The sequence below is a fragment of the Microbacterium sp. BWT-B31 genome (assembly GCF_041379855.1).
Lineage (GTDB): Bacteria > Actinomycetota > Actinomycetes > Actinomycetales > Microbacteriaceae > Microbacterium.
In genome coordinates, this window is sequence record NZ_JBFECU010000009.1 from 62,293 (window position 1) to 84,555 (window position 22,263).

At 70.2% G+C, this 22,263-nt stretch carries 16 protein-coding genes, 1 tRNA gene and 1 other RNA gene; 9 read left to right on the forward strand and 9 right to left on the reverse strand.

What is annotated here, in order from left to right:
* Positions 1-167: 167 nt before the first annotated feature.
* The 3 genes from AB1K54_RS10895 to AB1K54_RS10905 are packed head-to-tail and all read right to left on the reverse strand — an operon-like array spanning position 168 to position 4,782.
* Positions 168-3,170 carry a bifunctional [glutamine synthetase] adenylyltransferase/[glutamine synthetase]-adenylyl-L-tyrosine phosphorylase gene (locus AB1K54_RS10895; RefSeq protein WP_371202774.1) on the reverse strand — a complete coding sequence of 1,001 codons (3,003 nt, stop codon included), beginning with the start codon at positions 3,168-3,170 and terminating at the stop codon, positions 168-170.
* Between the two features lie 8 nt (positions 3,171-3,178).
* Positions 3,179-4,516 carry a type I glutamate--ammonia ligase gene (glnA, locus tag AB1K54_RS10900; protein ID WP_371202775.1) on the reverse strand — a complete coding sequence of 446 codons (1,338 nt, stop codon included), beginning with the start codon at positions 4,514-4,516 and terminating at the stop codon, positions 3,179-3,181.
* Positions 4,517-4,554: 38 nt separating this feature from the next.
* Positions 4,555-4,782 carry an SPOR domain-containing protein gene (locus tag AB1K54_RS10905; protein WP_371202776.1) on the reverse strand — a complete coding sequence of 76 codons (228 nt, stop codon included), beginning with the start codon at positions 4,780-4,782 and terminating at the stop codon, positions 4,555-4,557.
* 85 nt (positions 4,783-4,867) lie between these two features.
* Here AB1K54_RS10905 and ppgK point away from each other — a divergent pair, with 85 nt between their 5' ends.
* Complete coding sequence (gene ppgK, locus AB1K54_RS10910) at positions 4,868-5,641, forward strand: polyphosphate--glucose phosphotransferase (protein ID WP_371202777.1); 774 nt, start codon at positions 4,868-4,870, stop codon at positions 5,639-5,641.
* 12 nt (positions 5,642-5,653) lie between these two features.
* On the opposite strand, the gene rnpB is transcribed toward ppgK, so the two are convergent.
* The 3 genes from rnpB to AB1K54_RS10925 all read right to left on the reverse strand — a co-directional run bounded on the left by rnpB (position 5,654) and on the right by AB1K54_RS10925 (position 8,632).
* Positions 5,654-6,023: RNase P RNA component class A (gene rnpB / locus AB1K54_RS10915), an RNA gene on the reverse strand.
* A gap of 59 nt (positions 6,024-6,082) precedes the next feature.
* Complete coding sequence (locus AB1K54_RS10920; protein ID WP_371202778.1) at positions 6,083-7,855, reverse strand: bifunctional 3'-5' exonuclease/DNA polymerase; 1,773 nt, start codon at positions 7,853-7,855, stop codon at positions 6,083-6,085.
* Positions 7,856-7,900: 45 nt separating this feature from the next.
* Positions 7,901-8,632 (reverse strand): zinc ribbon domain-containing protein, encoded by a 732-nt coding sequence (locus AB1K54_RS10925; protein WP_371202779.1) that lies wholly within the window; start codon positions 8,630-8,632, stop codon positions 7,901-7,903.
* An 84-nt stretch (positions 8,633-8,716) separates the two neighbouring features.
* On the opposite strand from AB1K54_RS10925, the gene AB1K54_RS10930 reads away from it, so the two are divergent.
* Entirely contained in the window at positions 8,717-10,243 is a 1,527-nt protein-coding gene (locus tag AB1K54_RS10930) for an amino acid permease (protein ID WP_371202780.1), read from the forward strand.
* 206 nt (positions 10,244-10,449) lie between these two features.
* On the opposite strand, the gene AB1K54_RS10935 is transcribed toward AB1K54_RS10930, so the two are convergent.
* Positions 10,450-10,525 (reverse strand) — tRNA-Val (locus AB1K54_RS10935).
* Positions 10,526-10,704: 179 nt separating this feature from the next.
* On the opposite strand from AB1K54_RS10935, the gene aceE reads away from it, so the two are divergent.
* The 6 genes from aceE to AB1K54_RS10965 all read left to right on the forward strand — a co-directional run bounded on the left by aceE (position 10,705) and on the right by AB1K54_RS10965 (position 18,307).
* The gene (gene aceE, locus AB1K54_RS10940) at positions 10,705-13,434 is read left to right on the forward strand and encodes a pyruvate dehydrogenase (acetyl-transferring), homodimeric type (RefSeq protein WP_371202781.1); all 2,730 of its coding nucleotides are present in this window, start codon (positions 10,705-10,707) and stop codon (positions 13,432-13,434) included.
* Positions 13,435-13,457: 23 nt separating this feature from the next.
* Positions 13,458-14,651 (forward strand): PucR family transcriptional regulator, encoded by a 1,194-nt coding sequence (locus tag AB1K54_RS10945; RefSeq protein WP_371202782.1) that lies wholly within the window; start codon positions 13,458-13,460, stop codon positions 14,649-14,651.
* Positions 14,652-14,754: 103 nt separating this feature from the next.
* The gene (locus AB1K54_RS10950; protein ID WP_371202783.1) at positions 14,755-15,675 is read left to right on the forward strand and encodes an ACP S-malonyltransferase; all 921 of its coding nucleotides are present in this window, start codon (positions 14,755-14,757) and stop codon (positions 15,673-15,675) included.
* Positions 15,672-16,673 carry a beta-ketoacyl-ACP synthase III gene (locus AB1K54_RS10955; protein WP_371202784.1) on the forward strand — a complete coding sequence of 334 codons (1,002 nt, stop codon included), beginning with the start codon at positions 15,672-15,674 and terminating at the stop codon, positions 16,671-16,673. Before AB1K54_RS10950 ends, AB1K54_RS10955 begins: the two co-directional genes overlap by 4 nt.
* Before the next feature lie 72 nt (positions 16,674-16,745).
* The gene (locus AB1K54_RS10960) at positions 16,746-16,994 is read left to right on the forward strand and encodes an acyl carrier protein (RefSeq protein WP_371202785.1); all 249 of its coding nucleotides are present in this window, start codon (positions 16,746-16,748) and stop codon (positions 16,992-16,994) included.
* A 74-nt stretch (positions 16,995-17,068) separates the two neighbouring features.
* Positions 17,069-18,307, forward strand: a complete 1,239-nt coding sequence (locus AB1K54_RS10965; protein WP_371202786.1) for a beta-ketoacyl synthase — start codon at positions 17,069-17,071, stop codon at positions 18,305-18,307.
* Positions 18,308-18,451: 144 nt separating this feature from the next.
* On the opposite strand, the gene AB1K54_RS10970 is transcribed toward AB1K54_RS10965, so the two are convergent.
* Positions 18,452-18,955 (reverse strand): DUF3145 domain-containing protein, encoded by a 504-nt coding sequence (locus AB1K54_RS10970; RefSeq protein ID WP_371202787.1) that lies wholly within the window; start codon positions 18,953-18,955, stop codon positions 18,452-18,454.
* A 218-nt stretch (positions 18,956-19,173) separates the two neighbouring features.
* The gene (locus AB1K54_RS10975; RefSeq protein WP_371202788.1) at positions 19,174-19,947 is read right to left on the reverse strand and encodes a hypothetical protein; all 774 of its coding nucleotides are present in this window, start codon (positions 19,945-19,947) and stop codon (positions 19,174-19,176) included.
* A 211-nt stretch (positions 19,948-20,158) separates the two neighbouring features.
* Here AB1K54_RS10975 and AB1K54_RS10980 point away from each other — a divergent pair, with 211 nt between their 5' ends.
* Positions 20,159-22,165, forward strand: coding sequence for a DUF262 domain-containing protein (locus AB1K54_RS10980; protein ID WP_371202789.1), 2,007 nt, complete (start codon positions 20,159-20,161; stop codon positions 22,163-22,165).
* The last annotated feature ends 98 nt before the right edge of the window (positions 22,166-22,263 follow it).

The following is a 22,263-nucleotide window of genomic DNA, read 5'->3' on the forward strand; positions in this document are numbered from 1 at the left end:
TTCCAGCAAGAGAGAGGGCCTCGGGCGACCGGGGCCCTCTTTCGTGCGCGCGCGACGGGACGGCGACATGGGGCGCCGGGTCGATAGATCTCGATACACCGGCCCTGCGGGCCGGCACTCGATCTTGAGTCGGGGCACGTCAACGCTTCGTATTGACCCGCCCCGACTCAACCGTAGAACAGCTTCTCGAAGACACGGCGGGAACGCCGCGACGCACCCAGCCAGTCCTCCTCGACGCGCGACGCAGACCGCGGCGGGTAGTCCAAGAGTCGGCCGATCCCGTCGAGCTTCTGCCGGTCCACGGGGAGCACGTCGCTCGTCTGACCCGACAGCAGCGTGTTGGCCGAGCGCAGGCGGCTCGCCAGGCGCCACGCGGCGGCGAGGCGCTCGGCCGCGGCATCGGTCACCAGTCCTGCCTTCTCGGCCGCCCGCAGCGCGCCGATCGTCGATGTCGTGCGCAGCCCCGGCACGTCGTGCGCGTGCTGCAGTTGGAGCAGCTGCACCAGCCACTCGACATCGCTCAGCCCGCCCGGGCCGAGCTTCAGGTGCCGGGACGGGTCGACGCCCTGGGGCAGTCGCTCGGACTCGACGCGGGCCTTGATGCGCTTGATCTCGCGAAGTGCCTGGGGGTCGACCTTGGCGGGGTATCTGACGTCGTCGGCGAGTGCGGTGAAGTCGCGGATGAGCTTCACGCTGCCGGCGACCCCGCGGGCCCGCAGCAGAGCCTGCGCCTCCCACGACAGCGACCACCGCCGGTAGTACTCGGCATAGGCGTCGAGCGAGCGCACCAACGGTCCGTTGCGCCCCTCGGGGCGAAGATCGGCATCGAGCTCGAGCGGCACGCGGTGGTCCTCGGAGTGCTTGCGCAGCACCGCGACGATCTGCAGCGAGAGTTCGTGGGCACGCTGGGGGTCGACGCCGTTTGGCCGGTAGACGTACAGCACATCGGCATCCGAGCCGAATCCGAGCTCCGCTCCCCCGAACCGGCCCATCGCGATGATCGAGAAATCCAGCGCCGCATCCTCCGGCGGGACGATCTCGCGGCGCACCGCCCGCAGGGTCGCCTGGATCGTCACCTCGGTGACCGTGGTCAGCGCCGCGGCGAGCTCTTCGATCGTGATGACATCGAGCTTGCCGCCGATCGCGGTGCGCAGCAGCTCTCGGCGCCGAAGCGCCCGGATCGCGCGGGTCGCGTCGTCGATCGTCTGGTGTCGCTGCTGGATGGCGCGGGCCTCCTCCTGCAGCGCCACCCCGGTGCGCGGGCGCAGCAGGTCGTCGTCGGCCAGCCACGCGGCGGACTCGGGGATCCACTCCATGAGCTCGCCGATGTACCGCGACCCCGAGAGCACGCGGGTCAGACGCTCCGCGGCGCCCGAAGAATCGCGCAGCATGCGCAGGAACCAGTGCGTGTCGCCGAGCCGTTCGCTGAGCCGCCGGAACGCGAGCAGTCCATAGTCGGGATCGGCGCCGTCGGCGAACCACCGCAGCATGACGGGCATGAGGTGGCGCTGGATCGTCGCCTTGCGACTGAGCCCCGCGGTGAGCGCCGCGATGTGCCGCAGGGCGCCGACGGGATCCGCGAAGCCGATCGCCGCGAGCCGATCGTGCGCCTGCGCGGTCGACAGCGCGCGCTCGTCGGCGGGAAGAGCCGCGACGGCAGACAGCAGCGGGCGGTAGAACAGGCGCACGTGGATGTCGCGCACCTCGCGCTTGATGCCCTCCCACAGCGCCCACACCGCCTCTCCCGTGTCGGCCAGACCCGTGGCGCGCGCGAGCACGCGCAGCTCGTCGGGGCGCGCCGGCATGAGGTGGGTGCGCTGCAGCCGGCGAAGCTGCATGCGGTGCTCGAGCAGGCGCAGCACCCGGTAGTCGTGAGAGAAGACGGATGCCTCGGCCCGCCCGATGTAGCCTTCGGCGACCAGCGCGTCCAGCGCGGCGAGCGTGCCGCGCTGGCGGATGTTCTCGTCGGTGAGACCGTGCACCAGCTGCAGCAGCTGGACCGTGAACTCGATATCGCGGATGCCGCCCGGACCGAGCTTGAGCTGATACGGCACGTCGGCGGCCGGGATGTGCTCGGTGACGCGCTCGCGCATGCGCTGCACGCTGTCGACGAAGTTCTCGCGCGCCGCGCTCGTCCACACCTTCGGCTGCACCGCGTTCACGTACGCCTCGCCGAGCTCGGAGTCGCCCGCGAGCGGTCGCGCCTTCAGCAGCGCCTGGAACTCCCAGCTCTTCGCCCACCGGTCGTAGTACGCCAGGTGGGAGTCGAGCGTGCGCACGAGGGCGCCCTGCTTGCCCTCGGGACGCAGGTTCGCGTCGACCTCCCACAGCGGCGGCTCGACCTCGACCTCACAGATTCCCCGCATCGTCTGCACGGCCAGCCGGGTCGCGATGTCGACCACGCGGCTTTCGCCGATCTCGTCGACGAGGGCTTCGTCGGCGCCCGCGACGAAGATCACGTCGACATCGCTCACATAGTTCAGCTCGCGCGCACCCGCCTTTCCCATGCCGATGATCGCGAGCTTGGTGGCGGCGACCTGCTCGCGCGGAAACAGCCCTGCCGCGGCGGCGCCGCGCGACACGCGGGCGCGGGCGACGCTGAGGGATGCCTCGAGTGCCGCGCCCGCGGCATCCGCAAGGCTCGCCGACACGGCCCGCACTTCGTCGACGGGTGCGGGACTGGTGAGGTCATACGCGGCGATCAGCGCGAGCATGCGGCGGTAGCGCACGCGCAGGGCGACCCACGCGGACTCGTCACCGGCCGCGGCGAAGCCCTCGACGTCGCCGACTGCGTCCAGGAGCGCCGCGCGCAGCTCGTCCGCGGTCGGCAGTCGCTCCCCCGCCCCGCGGAGGGCGGCGAGCTCTTCGGGGTGGCGCAGGTAGAAGTCGGCGAAACCCCACGACGCGCCCACCAGCGCCCACAGCGCCGCCCACGCGCGATCGTCGTCGTGCGCGGCGCGGACGGCCGCGGCATCCCTTCTCGCGACGCGGACGATCGCCGAGACGGCCGCATCCGGATCCGCCGCACGTGCCGCCGACTCGACCAGCTCCGCCCGCTCGAGGCCGAGAAGCTGCGCGAGCTCGCCGAGCTCGGCATCCGCGCCGGCCAACTCGCTGAAGCCGACGCGCGCGAGCCCGGTGAGCGGGCCGGAGCGATCGTTGGTCGACATGCCGTCGATCAGAGCATTTCGAGGTTGCTCTTCAGCTCGAACTGCGTGACCTGCGAACGGTACTCCTGCCACTCGTTGCGCTTGTTCAGAAGCACGTAGTTGAAGACCTGCTCACCGAGGGTCTCGGCGACGAGCTCGGACTCCTCCATGTACTCCAGCGCCTGGTCGAGGCTCGCCGGCAGCGGCGCGTAGCCGAGGGCACGCCGCTCGGCGTCGGACAGCGACCACACGTTGTCCTCCGCCTCGGGCGGCAGCTCGTAGCCCTCTTCGATGCCCTTGAGGCCCGCCGAGAGCATGAGCGCGTACGCGAGGTACGGGTTCGCGGCGGAGTCCAGCGCGCGGTACTCCACGCGCGACGACTGGCCCTTGCTCGGCTTGTACAGCGGCACGCGCACGAGCGCCGAGCGGTTGTTGTGGCCCCAGCAGATGAAGCTCGGGGCCTCGTCGCCGCCCCACAGCCGCTTGTAGGAGTTCACGAACTGGTTGGTCACCGCCGAGATCTCGTTGGCGTGGCGCAGCAGGCCCGCGATGAAATGCCGCCCGGTCTTCGAGAGCTGGTACTGCGCGCCCTCTTCGTAGAAGGCGTTCACGTCGCCCTCGAAGAGCGACATGTGCGTGTGCATGCCGCTGCCCGGCTTGCCGCCCAGAGGCTTCGGCATGAACGTGGCGTACACGCCCTGCTCGATCGCGACCTCTTTGATCACGGTGCGGAAGGTCATGATGTTGTCAGCGGTGGCCAGTGCGTCGGCGTAGCGCAGATCGATCTCGTTCTGACCCGGCCCGCCCTCGTGGTGGCTGTACTCGACCGAGATCCCGAGGTCTTCGAGCATGCGCACCGAACGCCGCCGGAAGTCGTGCGCGGTGCCGCCGGGCACGTTGTCGAAGTAGCCTGCGGAGTCCACCGGCTCGGGGCCGTCCGGCCCGAACGAGGAGGACTTCAGCAGGTAGAACTCGATCTCAGGGTGCGTGTAGAACGTGAAACCCTTGTCGGCGGCCTTGGCCAGCGCACGCTTGAGCACGTGTCGCGGGTCGGCCACGGCCGGCTGCCCGTCGGGGTTGGTGATGTCGCAGAACATGCGCGCCGTCGGGTCGACCTCGCCCCGCCACGGCAGGATCTGGAAGGTCGTGGGATCCGGATGCGCCAGCAGATCCGACTCGTAGGAGCGGGTCAGTCCCTCGATCGCCGACCCGTCGAAGCCGAGGCCCTCGCTGAAGGCACCCTCGACCTCGGCCGGCGCGATGGCGACCGACTTCAGTGTTCCTATGACATCGGTGAACCAGAGGCGGACGAACTTGACGCCGCGCTCCTCGATCGTGCGCAGTACGAAGTCACGCTGCTTGTCCATGGCATCCTCTCCCGGACCCCGCGGGGCCCCAGGCCAGACTAATGGTCCGCGCCCGGCGTTCCGGCCGATTCGGCGGAACCCCAGTCGTCGTCGCGGGCGTCCTCTTCGGCCCACGCCTTCGAGCGCTCCTTGAGCAGCTGCGGGGCGTTCGCCGCTTCTTCCGGCGTGTCGAACGGGCCGGCGCGATCGATCGCGGGGGATTCGAACCCGCGCTCGACCTTCCCGGTCGCGAACACGTACCAGTACTTCTCTTCGTCGCCCGCCACGATGATCCCCTCACGGTCGAATCAGTTGATCGCACTCGCTCCCGATCCTACTGATCGCTCCCCAGCGCCTGGATATGCTGAGCGCATGGCAGCGAAGACGAGCCAGGCCGTCGGGATCGACATCGGCGGCACCGGCATCAAGGGCGCGATCGTCGATCTCGCCACCGGGAAGCTCAGCAGCGACCGCATCAAGGTGGCGACCCCGGCCGGCGCGCGCCCCGACGACGTGCTCGGCGCCGTGCGGGACGTGGTGGCGACACTGGGCATCGAGGGCGATTCGTCGATTCCGCTCGGGGTCGCCTTTCCCGCCATCGTCAAGGAGGGCCGAACCCTGTCTGCGGCCAACGTCTCGGACGAGTGGATCGGGTTCGAGGCGGAGCGGTTCTTCGAGGAGGGCCTCGGGCGAGGCATCCACTTCGCCAACGATGCCGACGTCGCCGGGGTCGCCGAGGTGCGCTACGGCGCCGCCAGGGGCCAGCGGGGCCTCACCGTGCTCACGACCCTCGGCACGGGGATCGGCACGGCGCTGATCCACAACGGCGTGCTGCTGCCCAACACCGAGCTGGGGCACCTCCAGCGTGCCAAGCACGGCGGCGACGCTGAGTCGTACGCCGCGTACTCGGCGATGGAGCGTCACCACCTGTCGTGGGAGCGGTGGACCAAGCGCCTGCAGTGGTATTACAGCCACCTCGAGTTCCTGTTCACTCCCGACCTCTTCGTCGTGGGCGGCGGAGTGTCGAAGCACTCTCAGGAGTTCCTGCCGCTGCTCACGCTGAAGACGCCCATCGTGCCCGCCGTGCATCGCAACAACGCGGGCATCATCGGCGCGGCGGCGCTCGCCGGCGACGAGGGCCCGTAGCCGGGGCGGATGCGAATGGGCCGGCCTGTACGCCGGGTTCTGTTCCGGGGCCGGAGCCCCTTCGACGGTCATCTCTCTCGGCGACACGTTGCCGTGCCGCTCCAGCGGCCTACCCGGGGACTCGGCGGGCCGCGTCGTCATCCCCTGTCTGGCCTTGCTCCGGGCGAGGTTTGCCGTGCGAGTCGCGTCACCGCGACTCCGGTGGTCTCTTACACCACCCTTTCACCCTTACCCCGGCCGAGGCCGAGGCGGTCTGCTCTCTGTGGCACTGTCTCGCGGATCGCTCCGGGTGGGTGTTACCCACCGCCCTGCCCTGCGGAGCCCGGACGTTCCTCGGCGCGACACGGCGAACCGCGCGCGACGCGACCGTCCGGCCGACCCATTCGCTCGGCCGAGTCTACCGGGGCGCGCTGACCCGCCGCTGGGCGCGGCGTTCGAGCGTCACGTCTTGTCGGCGGTGTGCGCGATGCGCACCTCGAGCGGGAAGTCGATCGGGAAGCCCCCGAACAGCAGGCGCCCGGCGGATGCCGCGGCCTCCTGAACGGCGACGGCGACCTCGTCAGCCGACTCGGCGGGGGTGTGCACGATGACCTCGTCGTGGAGGAAGAACGCCAGGTGAGGCCGCCGCTGGAACACCGGCCCCGACCGCGGGGCGGGTTCGGCCCCACCGGGGAACGGCATGCGCTCCAGGCGCCCGCGCAGGTCGGCCAGCCACGCGAGCGCCCACTCCGCGGCCGTCCCCTGCACGACGAAGTTGCGCGTGAAGCGGCCGCGATCGCGCGCCCAACGGCGGGCGCGGGTCTCGTCGGCGCCGGATGCCTCGGCCTCGGTGGCCTGCGCCTGCGCGCTCTGCCACCCCTGCGACGGCGACGGCGACGTGCGGCCGAGCCACGTCGTGACGACCCCGCCGTCCTCTCCGACCAGCGCCGCGTCATCCACGAGCGCCATCGCCCTCGGGAACGAGCGTCGCAGCCGCGGCACGAGACGGCCGCTGTCGCCCGTCGTCGCACCGTACATCGCTCCCAGCAGGGCGATCTTCGCCTCCTGCCGGGTTTCGACGATCCCGCCCGCGACGATCCCGGCGTACAGATCGCGGCCCCGTGCGGCGTCGGCGAGCGCGGTGTCGGCGGCCATGCCGGCGAGCACGCGCGGCTCGAGCTGCGCCACGTCGGCCACGACCAGCAGCCACCCCGGGTCGGCACGCACGGCAGCCCGCAGCGAGCGCGGCACCTGCAGCGCTCCCCCGCCCGAAGACGCCCAGCGTCCGGTGACCACGCCGCCGGGCACGTAGACGGGCCGGAACCGGCCGGCGCGCACCCATTCGTCCAGCCACGTCCACCCGTTGGCCGTCATGAGGCGCCACAGCCGCTTGTACTCGATCAGGGGCGGAATGGCCGGATGCTCGTGCTCGGCGAGCTCCCATCGATTGGTGGACTCCACGAGGATGCCGGCGCGGTGCAGCGACCGCAGCAGCTTCGGCTGCGAGTCCAGCGACACCGCCGGATCGCCGAGCGCCTCGCGCACCTGGCGCGCGAGCTCTTCGAGCCGCTCGGGAGGGCGCCCGGCGACAGGGCGCGCGCCGAGCCGCGCGGTGAGGATCGCGTCGTGGGCCGCAGCGTCCCACGGCAGTCCCGCCGCCCGCAGTTCGGCGGCGATCAGCGCTCCGGCCGACTCGGCGGCGGTCAGCAGCCGCAGCCGCTGCGCGTGCGGTGAGGCGCCGATCGCGTCGCGCTGTCGCGCGAACTCCGCGAGCGCCGCGTCCACCCCGGACGGCGGGCCGGAGGGCTCATCGGGGTCGAGGTCGAGGTCGAAGAGTGCGGGCGCCACAGCTGCGACGGGCTCGACGTGGGTCGCGGCATCCCACTCCCGCGCCGCCCGGAGGGCCGCGGCATCGGTCACCAGAGCCGAATCGCGCAGGATCGCGTGGCACAGCCGTAGGTCGTGACACCGTGCCACGCGCACGCCGGCGTCGAGCAGCGCCGCATACCATGCGGGAGCGTCGCTCCAGACCCAGCGCGGAGCCTCCGCCTTCTCGCGGGCTGCGACCCACTCGGCCAGGCGCGCGGCGTCGAGCGTCGTGCGGGAGCGCTCCGCGGCATGAGCGTCGAGGTCGACGGCGACGACCCGGTCGCCCGTCCGGCCCAGGACGATCCAGGTCGGCGGGCCCGCTGGATCGAGTGCCCGTGCAGCGGGTGCGTCAGCCCCGTCCGCCATCGGATTCGCCGCCCCGCCCGCCTGCGGCGGTCGCGACGCCCGCGCTCACAGCCCCGACTCGTCGGTGCGCACCAGGATGCAGCCGCACTCGGGGCACATCACGACCGCGTCTTCGGCGGCCTGGCGCACGGCCTGCAGGTCGATGCCGGACAGCACCATGTGGCATCCCTCGCACGTGCCCCGGCGCAGCAGCCCGGCGCCCGCACTGCGCACCGCGACCTTCTCGTAGAGCGCGAGCAGGTCGGCAGGCAGCGCTCCGGCGATCGCGGCACGATCGCGCGTGGCCGCGTCGAAGTCGGCGGATGCCTCGCCCACGACCCGTTTGCCCTCGGCGCTCAGCGCCGCGCCCTGGGCGTTGACGTCGGCGATCAGCGCCTCCTGCTCGGCGACGGCGGCGTCGGCCTGCTCGAGGCGCTCCATGATCTCGAGCTCTGCGTCTTCGAGGTCGCTCTTGCGACGCGCGAGCGACGCGAGCTCGCTCTCGTAGCCCTGCGCCTCTTTCATGTTCGACGTGGCCGCGAGCCGCTCGGTGTCGCGCGCGGCGCGCGCGTCGACGACCGCGACGTCGGACTCGATGCGCTTGAGCTCGGCGCGCAGGTCGTCGCGCGCGCCGAGCCGCGTCGAAAGCTCCTGCGCGAGGGTCTGCCGCTGCGCGAGCAGCTCGTTCACCCGGGCCGCCTGCGGCGGATTCTTGCGCGCGGCCTCGGCCTTCCGGATGCGGATGTCGAGGTCGGCGACTTCGAGAAGACGGCGCTGGTCGGCGGGGCTGGCGTTCACGTCACCAACCTATCGGGGGATCGACGCCGCGAGCACCGGGGACTAGCATTCGACGACCGGCAACACGCTGACGAAAGGCGCACGATGGGTGTCCTTCGCACCAAGTCCGTCGAGCAGTCGATCGCCGACACCGACGAACCGGAGTTCCGACTCAAGAAGTCTCTGACCGCTCTCGATCTCACTGTGTTCGGCATCGGAGTCGTGATCGGCGCCGGGATCTTCACGCTCACCGGTCGCGCCGCGCACGAGGCCGCCGGCCCCGCCATCGTGCTGAGCTTCGTGGTCGCCGCGATCGCGTGCGCGCTGGCGGCGCTGTGCTACGCGGAGTTCGCCTCGACGGTGCCGGTCTCAGGGTCCGCCTATACGTTCTCGTACTCGTCGCTCGGCGAGCTGTTCGCCTGGATCATCGGGTGGGACCTCATCCTCGAGATGTTCCTCGGCGCGAGCGTGGTGGCGCAGGGATGGAGCGCGTACCTCGGCACCCTGCTCGCGCAGCTCGGGGCGCCGATCCCCGCAGCGATCGGGTACGGCGGCACCGTCGACCTCATGGCGATCCTGCTCGTGGTGGTGCTCGGCGGCCTGATGACGTTCGGGATCAAGGAGTCGCTGCGCGTCAACCTCGTGCTGGTGGGTGTGAAGCTCTTCATCGTGCTGTTCGTCATCGTCGCCGGCATCCTGTTCGTCGACCCGGCGAACTGGTCGCCTTTCGTCCCGGAGGCCTCGCCGCGCGACACCGCCACGGGCCTGCAGCAGCCGCTGCTGCAGTTCTTCTCGGGGATCGAGCCGACAGCCTTCGGGGTGACCGGGATTTTCGCGGGCGCCGCGCTGGTGTTCTTCGCGTACATCGGGTTCGACGTGGTCGCCACGACGGCGGAGGAGGCCCGCAGGCCGCAGCGCGACCTTCCGATCGGGATCATCGCCTCGCTCGTGATCTGCACGGCGCTCTACTGCGCGGTCGCTCTCGTGGTGACCGGGATGGTGCCCTACCAGGACCTCGATCCGGCCGCAGCGCTCGCCAACGCGTTCGCCTTCCACGGCGCGACCTGGATGGCGACGCTGATCTCGGCAGGCGCCGTGGCGGGCTTGACCACCGTCGTGCTGACGCTGCTGATCGGCGCGACCCGCATCATCTTCGCGATGTCACGCGACGCGCTCCTTCCGATCCGTCTGGCGAAGGTGCATCCCCGGTTCCGCACTCCGTGGGTGATCTCGATCATTGTGACCGCGGTCGTCGCGGTGGTCGCGGGGTTCACTCCGGTCGGCGTGCTCGAAGAGATGGTCAACATCGGCACGCTGTCGGCGTTCGTGCTCGTGTCGATCGGCGTGATCGTGCTGCGGCGCACGCGGCCGGACCTGAAGCGCGCGTTCCGGGTTCCGCTGAGTCCCTGGCTTCCGGGGCTGTCGGCGGCGATCTGCGTCTACCTCATGCTCAACCTCACGGTCGAGACCTGGCTCCGGTTCCTGGTGTGGCTGGTCCTCGGGTTCGCGGTCTACTTCACGTACTCGCACCGCCACTCGAGGGTCGGCCAGCCCGGGTACCAGGAGTTCGCGCTGCCCCACGTCGTCTCGCACGTGCGCGAGGAGGACGAGCCGCGTTCGGGTCCGGAATGAACCAGCGCCGTTGGTCGAGGTCTCACCCCCTACGCGGCTTGGAGTACTTGGTTAGGTTGGTCCGGCGCGTTGGCAGTAGGGGCATCACGTGATCCTGTTGGATCATCGACTGATGACGGCTTCGGTCCAGGCCTCGAGTGTGAGCAGCTCGGTTGGCTTGGCCCCGAACCGGGATTGTCGTCGGTGTGAACAGCGGTGATCTGATCTGGTGGGCCCTGCCGGGATCGAACCGACGACATCCACGGTGTAAACGTGGCGCTCTACCAGCTGAGCTAAAGGCCCTCGCCGCACAGTCTACGAGTCGGCGCAAGCGGCGGCCCCATCGGAGCCTGCTGCGTCGAACCAGCGGCGTCGAGACTGGGTAGGCTGGACGACGGCGCGTTGTCAGATGCGAACAAGGCCTGGCGCGCTCGACACCACATTGACTGGCATGATCTGCCAGACGTAGAAAGGTCCCTGCAGTGACTGTCAACGACCAGGATCCATACTCCCAGGGCCCCCTCGACAGCGACCCCGAAGAGACCGCCGAGTGGCAGGAGTCGCTGCACCAGCTGGTCGACGCCAAGGGCCACGGCCGCGGCCGCGAGGTCATGCTGAGCCTGCTTCAGACGTCTCACGAGCTCCAGCTCAACGTGCCGCAGGTCCCCACCACCGACTACATCAACACGATCGCCCCCGACAACGAGCCGGAGTTCCCCGGCGATGAGGAGCTCGAGCGCCGCTACCGCCGGTGGATCCGCTGGAACGCGGCACTCACCGTGCATCGCGCGCAGCGTCCGGGCATCGGCGTGGGCGGTCACATCTCGACCTACGCCTCGTCGGCATCGCTGTACGAGGTCGGCTTCAACCACTTCTTCCGCGGCCTCGACGACCCGAACGGCGGCGACCAGGTCTTCATCCAGGGCCACGCCTCGCCCGGCATCTACGCCCGCTCGTTCCTCGAGGGGCGTCTCACCGAGCAGCAGCTCGACGGGTTCCGACAGGAGAAGTCGGCCTATCCCGACGGGCTGCCCTCGTACCCGCACCCGCGGCTCATGCCCGAGTACTGGCAGTTCCCGACCGTCTCGATGGGTCTGGGCCCGATCAACGCGATCTATCAGGCGCACACGAACAAGTACCTCACCAATCGCGGCATCAAAGACCTCTCGAACTCACGCGTGTGGGCGTTCCTCGGCGACGGCGAGATGGACGAGGTCGAGAGCCGCGGACAGCTGCAAGTCGCCGCGAACGAGGGCCTCGACAACCTCACCTTCGTCGTCAACTGCAACCTGCAGCGCCTCGACGGCCCGGTGCGCGGCAACGGCAAGATCATCCAGGAGCTCGAGAGCTTCTTCCGCGGCGCCGGCTGGAACGTCCTTAAGGTCGTGTGGGGCAGCGGATGGGATGAGCTGCTCTCGCAGGACTCCAGCGGCGCGCTGGTGCACCTGATGAACACCACGCCCGACGGCGACTTCCAGACCTACCGTGCCGAGGACGGGGCGTTCATCCGCGAGCACTTCTTCGGTCGCGACGAGCGCACCGCGGCGATGGTCAAGGACTGGTCCGACGAGGACATCTGGGGAAAGCTGCGCCGCGGCGGCCTGGACTACCGCAAGGTGTACGCGGCGTACAAGGCCGCCGTCGAGCACAAGGGCCAGCCGACCGTCATCCTCGCCAAGACGATCAAGGGCTACGGCCTGGGCCACCACTTCGAGGGCCGCAACGCGACCCACCAGATGAAGAAGATGACCCTCGACGACTTGAAGCACTTCCGCGACTCGATGCGCATCCCGATCACGGACGGCCAGCTCGAAGAGAACCCGTACCAGCCGCCGTACTTCAACCCCGGCCCGCAGGACGAGACCATCCGGTACATGCTCGAGCGTCGCCGCAGCCTCGGCGGGTTCCTGCCTGAGCGCCGCTCCACCCACGTGGGGATCGAGCTTCCCGGCGACGACGCGTACGCCCTCCCCAAGAAGGGGTCGGGCACGCAGGAGATCGCCACCACGATGGCGTTCGTGCGACTGCTGAAGGACCTCCTGCGCGCGAAGGGCTTCGGCCACCGCATCGTCCCGATCATCCCCGACGAGGCGCGCACCTTCGGCATGGACGCGTACTTCCCGACGGCGAAGATCTACAACCCGCACGGCCAGAACTACACCTCGGTCGACCGCGACCTGCTGCTGGCCTACAAAGAGAGCCCGCAGGGGCAGATCGTCCACGTGGGCATCAACGAGGCCGGCGCCATCGCCGCGTTCACCGCGACCGGCACGTCGTACTCCACGCACGGCGAGCCGCTCATCCCGGTGTACGTGTTCTACTCGATGTTCGGCTTCCAGCGCACCGGCGACGCGCAGTGGGCCGCCGGCGACCAGATGGCGCGCGGCTTCATCGTCGGCGCGACGGCCGGGCGCACCACACTCACCGGCGAAGGTCTGCAGCACGCCGACGGGCACTCGCAGCTGCTCGCCTCCACGAACCCGGCGACCGTCTCGTACGACCCCGCCTACGGCTACGAGATCGCCCACATCGTCCGATCCGGCCTCGAGCGCATGTACGGCGGCGCGCACCCCGATCCGAACGTCATGTACTACCTGACGGTCTACAACGAGCCGCTCGTGCAGCCCGCCGAGCCGGCCGGTGTCGACGTCGACGGCATCGTGCGTGGCATCCATCGCATCTCGGTCAGCGAGGCAGAGGGCCCGCGCGTGCAGCTGTTCGCTTCGGGCGTGGGTGTGCCGTGGGCGCTCGAGGCGCAGAAGCTGCTCAACGACGACTGGGGCGTCGCGGCCGACGTGTGGTCGGTGACCTCGTGGAGCGAGCTGCGCCGCGACGGCCTCGCCGCCGACGAGCACAACTTCCTGCACCCCGAGCTCGAGCCGCGCACCGCCTACCTGACCGACAAGCTGCAAGGCGCCGAGGGCCCGACGATCGCGGTGAGCGACTTCATGCACGCGGTGCAGGACCAGATCCGCCCGTGGGTCCCCGGTCGCTACGCGACGCTGGGCGCTGACGGGTTCGGGTTCTCGGACACGCGCCCGGCGGCCCGCCGGTTCTTCAAGATCGACGGCCCCTCGATCGTCGTGCGCGCCCTTCAGGAGCTCGCGGCCGAGGGCAAGCTCGACCGTGGCCTGTCGGTCCAGGCGATCGAGAAGTACCGCCTGCACGACGTGTCGGCCGGCACCAGCGGCAACGCGGGCGGCGAAAGCTGACCCCGCGCGTGCCCGGCTCGACCATGGACAAACCCGAGACGCTGGCGTGGCTGCGCCGCATCTCGGGCGACCTGGCCACGGCGACGATCAAGCGTCTCGAAGACACGCTGCCGTGGTACGCCGAGATGCCGCCCGCGCGGCGCTCGGCGGTGGGGCTCGTCGCGCAGGCCGGCATCTCGTCGTTCATCCAGTGGTATGACGATCCCCGGTCCACTCCGTGGATCGCCGCGGACATCTTCGCGGCAGCGCCGCGTGAGCTGCTGCGCAGCGTCAGCCTGACGCAGACGCTGCAGCTCATCCGCGTGACGGTCGAGGTGACCGAGCAACGCGTAGCCGACAAGGGCGAGCACCTGCGCGAGGCGATCCTGCTGTACTCGCGCGAGGTGGCCTTCGCCGCGGCCGACGTGTATGCGCGGGCCGCCGAGGCGCGGGGCCTCTGGGATGCGCGCCTCGAGGCGCTGGTCGTCGACTCGATCCTCACCGGCGAGGCCGACGAGGAGCTCCCCAGCCGTATCGCAGCGCTCGGCTGGCACGGGCACGGCGAAGTCTCCGTGCTCGTGGGCACCACTCCCCCGCAGTTCGACATCGATCAGCTGCGCCGCACCGCGCGGAAACTCGGCGTCGACGTGCTGGTGGGGGTGCAGGGGTCGCGGCTGGTGCTGGTCATCGGCCGGTCCGAGCCTTCGGCGGGCAGCGACGACCCGTCGGGCGAGCTGCCTTTCATCGACATCGCCCGCCGCCTCGAACCCGGGTTCGGCAACGGCCACCTGGTGCTGGGGCCCACCGTGCCGGCGCTCGTCGACGCCAGCCCCAGCGCGCGGGCAGCGCTCGCCGGGTTCGCGGTCGCCCGCGCGTGGCGCAACGCCCCGCGGCCGGTCGAGGCCGACGATCTGCTGCCGGAGCGCGCCCTCGCAGGCGATGCGCTCGCGAAACAGACCCTGGTGGACCGCATCTACCGGCCGCTGCAGGCGCACAGCACCGATCTGGTGGCCACCCTGTGGAGCTACCTCGACAACGGCCGCTCGCTCGAGGCGACCGCGCGCGAGCTGTTCGTGCATCCGAACACCGTGCGGTACCGCCTCAAGCGCGTGTCGGACGTCATCGGGTGGGACGCGACCGGCTCCCGAGAGGCCCTCATCCTGCAGACCGCGCTCATCCTCGGATCGATCGGGACGGATGCCACGCGCCGGCGTGTGGCGAAGCCGCGGCGTCCCTGACGCCTGTCCGCACAAGACCCACTGTAGGGCACGCACAAAGCACCGTCGTGATCTTGTGTCGATGCCGCCAGTCGTTCACGCCGATCCTTGGCAGGATGGGATGGTGATCATCGCCGTCTTCCCCGGTCAGGGGTCGCAGTCCCCCGGTTTCCTCGCCCCCTGGCTCGAACTCGACGGGGCGCGCGACCGGCTCGCGGCGTTCTCTGACGCCGCTGAGGTCGACCTGATCGCGGCAGGCACCGAGTGGGACGCCGACCGCATCCGCGACACGCAGGTCGCGCAGCCGCTCATCGTGGCGGCGAGCATCCTGTCGTGGTCGGCTCTGACCGAGGCATCCGCCGCACGGCCCGCGGGGGTCGCCGGCCACTCCGTCGGCGAGATCGCAGCGCTCGTCGCCGCCGGCGTGCTGAGCGCCGACGACGGAATGCGCCTGGTCGGAATCCGCGGCCGCGCGATGGCCGAGGCGGCCGCAGCCGACCAGACCAGCATGAGCGCGGTCATCGGGGGCGACCAGGATGCCGTCGTGGCGCGCCTGGGCGAGCTCGACCTGACCCCGGCGAACTACAACGGCGGCGGGCAGCTCGTCGCCGCCGGCGCCCTTCCCGCGCTGGCCGCCCTCGCCGAGACCCCTCCGGCGGGCACGCGCGTGATCCCGCTGCAGGTCGCCGGGGCCTTCCACACGCGCTATATGGCCTCTGCGGTCCAGGCGCTGCGCGACGCGGCGGCGGCGGTCGAGGCATCCGACCCCGCCCTTGCCCTGTGGACCAACCGCGACGGATCCCGCGTCGCAGACGGCGGCAGGGCCCTGGACCTGCTCGTCGCGCAGGTCGCATCGCCCGTGCGATGGGACGCCTGCATGGCGTCCTTCGCCGAGGCAGGCGTGACCGGCATCATCGAGCTCGCCCCGGCCGGCACCCTCGTCGGCCTCGCGAAGCGCGCCCTGCGCGGCGTCCCCACGGTCGCCGTGAAGACCCCCGACGATCTCACCGCCGCAGCAGAGCTGCTGAACGGAGCCGCAGCATGAGCCGCACACTGAACCAGTCCACCGGTCCCGCATACACCCGCATCTACGCGTACGGCGCGGCGCGCGGCGAGAACGCGGTGCCCAACGACGACCTCGTCGGCCCGATCGACTCGAGCGACGAGTGGATCCGCCAGCGCACCGGCATCGTCACGCGCGCACGCGCGGTCAAAGAGACCACAGCGATCGATCTGGCCGCGGATGCCGCGGCAGAGGCGATCGCGACCTCCGGCGTCGACCCGTCGCAGATCGACGCGGTGATCATCGCGACGATCAGCAACCCGAAGCAGACGCCCTCGGTCGCGGCGATCGTCGCGGACCGCGTGGGCGCGAACCCCGCCGCCGCGTACGACATGAACGCGGCGTGCGCCGGCTTCGCCTATGGCGTCGCCCAGGCCGACGCACTGATCCGCGCCGGCGCAGCCCACTACGCGGTGGTCGTCGGAGCAGAGAAGCTCAGTGACGTCGTCGACCCCACCGACCGCAGCATCTCGTTCCTCCTCGGCGACGGCGCGGGCGCGGTCGTCGTGGGCCCGAGCGACACCCCCGCCATCGGCCCCACGGTGTGGGGCTCGGACGGCTCTCGGGCCGACGCGGTCGGCATGAACCACACCCTCACCGAGTTCCGCGACGGCGTGGCCCCGTGGCCGACGCTGCGCCAGGAGGGCCCGACGGTGTTCCGCTGGGCGGTGTGGGAGATGGTGAAGGTCGCGCGCCAGGCGCTCGAGGCCGCAGGGGTCGAGGCATCCGATCTGGCCGCCTTCGTGCCCCACCAGGCCAACATGCGCATCATCGACGAGTTCGCCAAGCAGCTGAAGCTGCCCGACACCGTCGTGATCGGGCGCGACATCGAGACCACCGGCAACACGTCGGCGGCGTCGATCCCGCTCGCCACGCACCGGCTGCTGAAGGAGCATCCCGAGCTCAGCGGTGGCCTCGCGCTGCAGATCGGCTTCGGCGCGGGGCTCGTCTTCGCCGCCCAGGTCGTCGTGCTTCCCTGATCGCCGAAGCGCCTTCGGACCCGACCCTAGACTGAACTGGCCCGACCGGGCCCCACCCGAAAAGGAGAAACCATGGCATTCACCAACGACGAGGTCCTCGCGGGACTCGCCGAGCTCATCACCGACGAGACCGGCATCTCGGCCGACGAGGTCGCGCTTGAGAAGTCGTTCACGGACGACCTCGACATCGACTCGATCTCGATGATGACGATCGTCGTCAACGCCGAGGAGAAGTTCAGCGTGACGATCCCCGACGACGAGGTCAAGAACCTCAAGACCGTCGGCGACGCGGTCTCGTACATCACGGCCAACCAGTCCTGAGGGCGCGGGGCGGGCGGGATCACCCCGTCCGCCCGCCTCTGTCCCCCGCCCCCACTCTCACGAGGAATGACCCCATGAGCACCACGCGCGTCGTCGTGACCGGCATCGGCACGTCATCGCCCATCGGCGGAACCGCCCCCGAGACCTGGACGGCCCTGCTGGGCGGCGCCTCCGGAACCCACACCCTCGAGCACGACTGGGTCGCGCAGTACGAGCTGCCGGTGACCTTCGCCGCCGAGGCCAAGGTGCGGCCCGACACGGTGCTCGAACGGCCCGTGGCCAAACGCCTCGATCCCGCCTCGCAGCTCGCGCTGATCGCCGCGATGGAGGCCTGGGCCGATGCCGGCAGCCCCGAGGTCGAGCCCGAGCGGCTCGGCGTCGACTTCGCGACCGGCATCGGGGGCGTATGGACGCTGCTGGACGCATGGGAGACCCTGAAAGAGAAGGGCCCGCGCCGGGTCCTGCCGATGACGGTCCCGATGCTCATGCCGAACGCGGCCGCCGGCAACCTCTCACTGCACTTCAACGCCCGCGCCTACGCGCGGACCGTCGCAAGCGCCTGCGCCTCGAGCACCGAGTCGCTCGTCAACGCGCTCGAGCACATCCGCGCCGGCTACGCCGACGTCGTCATCGCCGGCGGCACCGAGTCGGCGATCCACCCGATCACGCTCGCGGCCTTCGCGTCGATGCAGGCGCTCTCCAAGCGCAACGACTCCCCCGAGACGGCGTCGCGCCCGGGCAGCATCGACCGCGACGGGTTCGTCATGGGCGAGGGCGCCGCGGCGCTCATCATCGAGTCCGAGCAGCACGCCAAGGCCCGCGGCGCGAAGATCTACGCGTACGTCGTCGGCGGTGGCGTGACGGCCGACTCGTACCACATCACCGCGAACGACCCCGAGGGGTTCGGGGCCGCGCGCGCGGTGCGCGCGGCGCTCGAGATGGCCGATGCCTCGCCCGACGACGTGACGCACATCAACGCGCACGCCACCTCGACCCCGGTCGGCGACCCCAACGAGTACAAGGCGCTGCTGTCTGTTTTCGGATCCCGCATCGACGAGATCCCCGTCTCGGCGACCAAGGCCTCGACCGGGCACCTCCTCGGCGGCACGGGCGCGATCGAGGCGATCTTCACGGTGCTTGCCCTGCGCGACCGCGTGGCTCCGCCGACGATCAACATCACCGAGCAGGACCCGGCCGTGCCGTTCCGGATCTCCGGCGCCGCCACGCCGCTCGGCGACGGCGAGCAACTGGCGATCAGCAACTCGTTCGGGTTCGGCGGGCACAACGCGGTCGTCGCGTTCGCGTCTGCCTGATCCTGCTCCAGGCACGACAGACGCCCCCGGCGAAGCCGTTCCGGGGGCGTCCGTGTCGTATCAGGCGGTGGCGATTCACTTTTTCAGCGCCGGGAGTCAGTCACCGGCATCCGGTAATCACGCCTCGCCCCGCCTGACGTCATCTCAACCGACTTTGTGCAGCCACACGACGGGGGCGTCGTCGCTCGCGTGCCGGAAAGCCTCGAGCTCCTCGTCCCACGCAGTGCCGAGCGCGACCTGCAGTTCGCGCTGCAGCTCACGAGGATCGCCTGCGGCGAGGTCCATCGCGTAGCGGATGCGGTCCTCGCCGATGACCACGTTGCCGGCGGTGTCGGTCTGGGCGTAGTGGATGCCGAGGCCCGGCGTGTGCAGCCAGCGGCCGCCGTCGTTGCGGGGCGTCGGGTCCTCGGTGACCTCGAACCGCAGGTGCTCCCACCCGCGGATCGCCGTCGCGAGGGCGGCACCGGTGCCGACGGGGCCGGTCCAGTAGAACTCGGCGCGACGACTTCCGGCGAGCACGGACTGGTCGGACCAGTCGAAGCTCACCGCGCGGCCGAGGGTGCGACCCACGGCCCACTCGAGGTGGGGGCACAACGCTCGTGGCGCGGAGTGGATGAATACCACGCCGCGCGCCTGCGATGTCGCCATGATCTCTCCGTTCGTTCAGGTGCGTCTTCCCCAACGACCTGACTGCGGAGCCTGGCGGTGTTCTGTTGTGCTGAATTCTGTTGTGCTGCGGCCATTATGCCCGCCGACCGGGAGAAATCACAAGGATGTGATTGCTGCGCCTGTGCCGTGTCGGCGCGCGCAGCGCACACGGCGGCCCCGATCCGAGGACCGGGGCCGCCGTGGGTGATCGCTGAGGCTCAGGCCTCGCTCATGGCCTGGACCTCGGCCTGCCCCTTCGCGGCGTAGTAGGCCGCGCGCGCGGCATCCTTCCGCGCCTGCTCGGCGTACCCCGCCTCGAGCACGTCCTGCGGGACGTGCACGCTCTCGACGTGGTTGACGCCGTTGTACTTCTCGATGTACGCGTCGAGCTCGGGACCCGAGGTCCACGAGGTGATCAGGCAGTAGCGCGGGGCGGTGCCGTTGTGGGTGGCGGCGTGCCACAGACGCTGCGTGTCGATGATGAGCTGCGCGCCGGCGGGCAGGGCGATGCGCACCTCGCCCTCGGGGTCGGTGCGGTTCTCACGAAGGACGAAGAAGCTGTCCTTGTCGTCGGTGAGGTTGAAGAACCCGCGCACGACCCAGCCGGTGCCGTCCGGGTTCAGGCGGTTGTTGTCGTCCTGGTGCAGGTTGTAGAGACAGTCGCCGTAGGGCGTGGGCTGCAGTTCGATCACGCGGCAGCGGCCGACGTTGGCGCCGGGCTCCTGCGCGCGACGGGCGAGGTTCGGCGCCTTCTCGATCTGCGACGGGATCCACACGCCGTCCTTGTCGGTGCGCGCGGGCTTATGGTTCCAGAACCCGTTGCACTCGATCTCGCCGAAAGCGCTGGCCAGCGGCGCGAAACGCGTGTCGCCGGAGGACTTCCAGTCGTTGTACTCGAGGTCGAGCCATTCCTTCGGATCGAGCTGCTGGTTGTAGCTGTCGAGGACGACATAGCCGGTCTCTTCGAGCGCGGCCGATTTGATGTAACCCATGACGGATTGCCTTTCGGTCAGCGGGCAAGCACGTTTTTACATGCCCGACTTAGGCAAGCCTATCCCGTCGGGTTCGAAAGCCCCCGGGGCATCACCGTGAAAAAGCAGGCCACCCGGCCGGTCGCAGATGCGTCGGCTAAAGTCGTTCTCGGCGTGTCCGGGCGGGTTCCCGACGCCGCGCCGCACGCAGGACGAAGGAGCGATCCGCACGATGGTCAACGCCACCAATGTCCACGCGACCGCCGTCAACACGATCGGATGGCTGTCTGCCGGCGACTGGCAGATCGTCGTGCCGGTGTATCAGCGCCAGTACCGGTGGGACATCGGCGGGTGCGAGCAGCTTCTCGCCGACATCCGCGCGGTCGCGGGTGCCCAGGAGCGCAGCATGCACTTCATCGGATCGGTCCTCTCGTCGCACGGCACCGAGGGCGGGGCATCCGAGCTCGTGCTCATCGACGGGCAGCAGCGCATCACGACCCTGATGCTGCTGGTCGCGGCCCTGCACCACACCGTGCGAGACAGCGACCCCGAGCTGGCGGCATCCCTCGAGCGGGTGATCGTTCGGAAGGATGCCCCGGGCTCCACGAAGCTGCGCCCGCACCGCGCCTGGGCCGACGTGTTCGAGAGCGTCGTGCTGGACCGCCGCGCGCCCGGCGAGGCGGGGCGCGAGTCGCGTTTCGACGACAACTACGCGTTCTTCCGCAGCCAGATCAGCCTCGAGGAGGCGCCGCAGATCTGGCGCGGCCTGCAGAAGCTCGAGCACGTGGCGATCACGCTCGGCGCGGGGGCGAACGCGCAGCAGATCTTCGAGAGCCTCAACTCGACAGGCGAACCGCTGCGCGACCACGAGCTGATCCACAACTACGTGCTCATGGGTCTCACCCATTCGCAGCAGCGCGAGATCGAGAACGACTACTGGATCCCGATCGAGCGCTCCACCGGCGAGTCGATCGCGGCCTTCTGGCGTCAGTACCTCGTGATGAAGACGGGTCGCGAGGTGGTCGTCACGGGCGGACGAGGCGTCTACGACACGTTCCGGCACGTGTTCCCGCGCCTCGCGATCGACGACCTTCGCCGGCACGCCGCCCAGTGGCGCGAGTACGCGGACATCTATCGCACACTGCTGGACCCGACCGGGATCGCCGATGCTGACGTGACACGCGAGCTGCGGCACCTGAACACCTTCGGCAGCGGCATGTATCCGCTGGTCATGCGTGCCTTCCGCGATTGGCGGCACGGCGCGATCGACGTCGCCGAGCTCATGCGCACCATCCAGCATGTGCAGTCGCTGCTCATGCGGCGCGCTGTCGTCGGCGTCTCGGTGGACCGGCTCGTGGCACGCCTGTGCCGCGCACGCGAGCAGGGCGCGGCCGAACTGCTCGCGGCGATCGCGCGCATCACTCCGTCGGACGAACGCGTGCACGCCGCGCTCAAGTACGCCGAACTCCCCCACCCCGCCTACGTGCTCGGCCGGCTCTCGGGTGTGGACCCCGCCGCCCTCGACGTGGTCCACATCTTCCCGCCGGCGCCGTCGGACTCCTGGTCGGGCGACGGCGTGCGCCTGTGGTCGGAGTACAGCGAGGACGAGCAGAACAGTCACCGGGCGCTCTCGCAGACGCTCGGCAATCTCGCCCTCCTCGAGGACGACCTCGCGTGGCGCGCCCTGGACGCGTCGTACCCCGTGAAGCGCGACCTGTTCGCCCGCAGCGCGGTGCCGACGACTGCCGACCTCGCCGAGATCCAGACATGGAGCACGGCCGCGATCACCGCGCGATCGGCTCGCCTCGCGGACCGCTTCATCGAGGTGTGGAAGCGTCCCGCGGTGGCCGTGATCGACGATGACGGGCTGACGCCCATCCTCGACGCCGTCCGCCGTCGCGGGTGGCCGCGCGGCTGGCAGCGCGAGTGGGACTATGTCGAGTACCGCGGCGAGCACTGGGAGGTGCCTGACGTGAAGTACCTCTTCAACCGCATCTTCAAGCGGCTGTGGGCCGACGCGCGCGATCACGTCGTCGCCTACTGCGAGCGCCGCGGCGGCCCGGTCTACGGTGCGCAGTCCTGGAACGGCCAGTGGGATCGCCTCGACGACGAGCACTGGCTCTACATGGGCTGGGACTCCAGCTACATGCTCACCGCCGTGCAGGGCGTGCTCGAAGAGGCCGGCATCGCCGCCGAGGTCTTCGTCAAGTACTCCTACATCGGCAACGCGATGCGGTAGGGGCCGCTCCGCCCGCTGCGCGGAGCGATCGTCGCGTTCGTGACGGCGGGGTTCGTGTGCGCTTGAGAGACGACCCCGGCGTCGAGCACAATCCACGC

Bases quoted from the DNA above. Each gene is read 5' to 3' on its own strand.
- AB1K54_RS10895 (WP_371202774.1), bottom strand. From the start codon at position 3,170: ATGTCGACCAACGATCGCTCCGGCCCGCTCACCGGGCTCGCGCGCGTC.
- glnA (WP_371202775.1), bottom strand. From the start codon at position 4,516: ATGGACAAGCAGCGTGACTTCGTACTGCGCACGATCGAGGAGCGCGGC.
- ppgK (WP_371202777.1), top strand. From the start codon at position 4,868: ATGGCAGCGAAGACGAGCCAGGCCGTCGGGATCGACATCGGCGGCACC.
- AB1K54_RS10920 (WP_371202778.1), bottom strand. From the start codon at position 7,855: ATGGCGGACGGGGCTGACGCACCCGCTGCACGGGCACTCGATCCAGCG.
- AB1K54_RS10930 (WP_371202780.1), top strand. From the start codon at position 8,717: ATGGGTGTCCTTCGCACCAAGTCCGTCGAGCAGTCGATCGCCGACACC.
- AB1K54_RS10945 (WP_371202782.1), top strand. From the start codon at position 13,458: ATGGACAAACCCGAGACGCTGGCGTGGCTGCGCCGCATCTCGGGCGAC.
- AB1K54_RS10955 (WP_371202784.1), top strand. From the start codon at position 15,672: ATGAGCCGCACACTGAACCAGTCCACCGGTCCCGCATACACCCGCATC.
- AB1K54_RS10960 (WP_371202785.1), top strand. From the start codon at position 16,746: ATGGCATTCACCAACGACGAGGTCCTCGCGGGACTCGCCGAGCTCATC.
- AB1K54_RS10965 (WP_371202786.1), top strand. From the start codon at position 17,069: ATGAGCACCACGCGCGTCGTCGTGACCGGCATCGGCACGTCATCGCCC.
- AB1K54_RS10970 (WP_371202787.1), bottom strand. From the start codon at position 18,955: ATGGCGACATCGCAGGCGCGCGGCGTGGTATTCATCCACTCCGCGCCA.
- AB1K54_RS10975 (WP_371202788.1), bottom strand. From the start codon at position 19,947: ATGGGTTACATCAAATCGGCCGCGCTCGAAGAGACCGGCTATGTCGTC.
- AB1K54_RS10980 (WP_371202789.1), top strand. From the start codon at position 20,159: ATGGTCAACGCCACCAATGTCCACGCGACCGCCGTCAACACGATCGGA.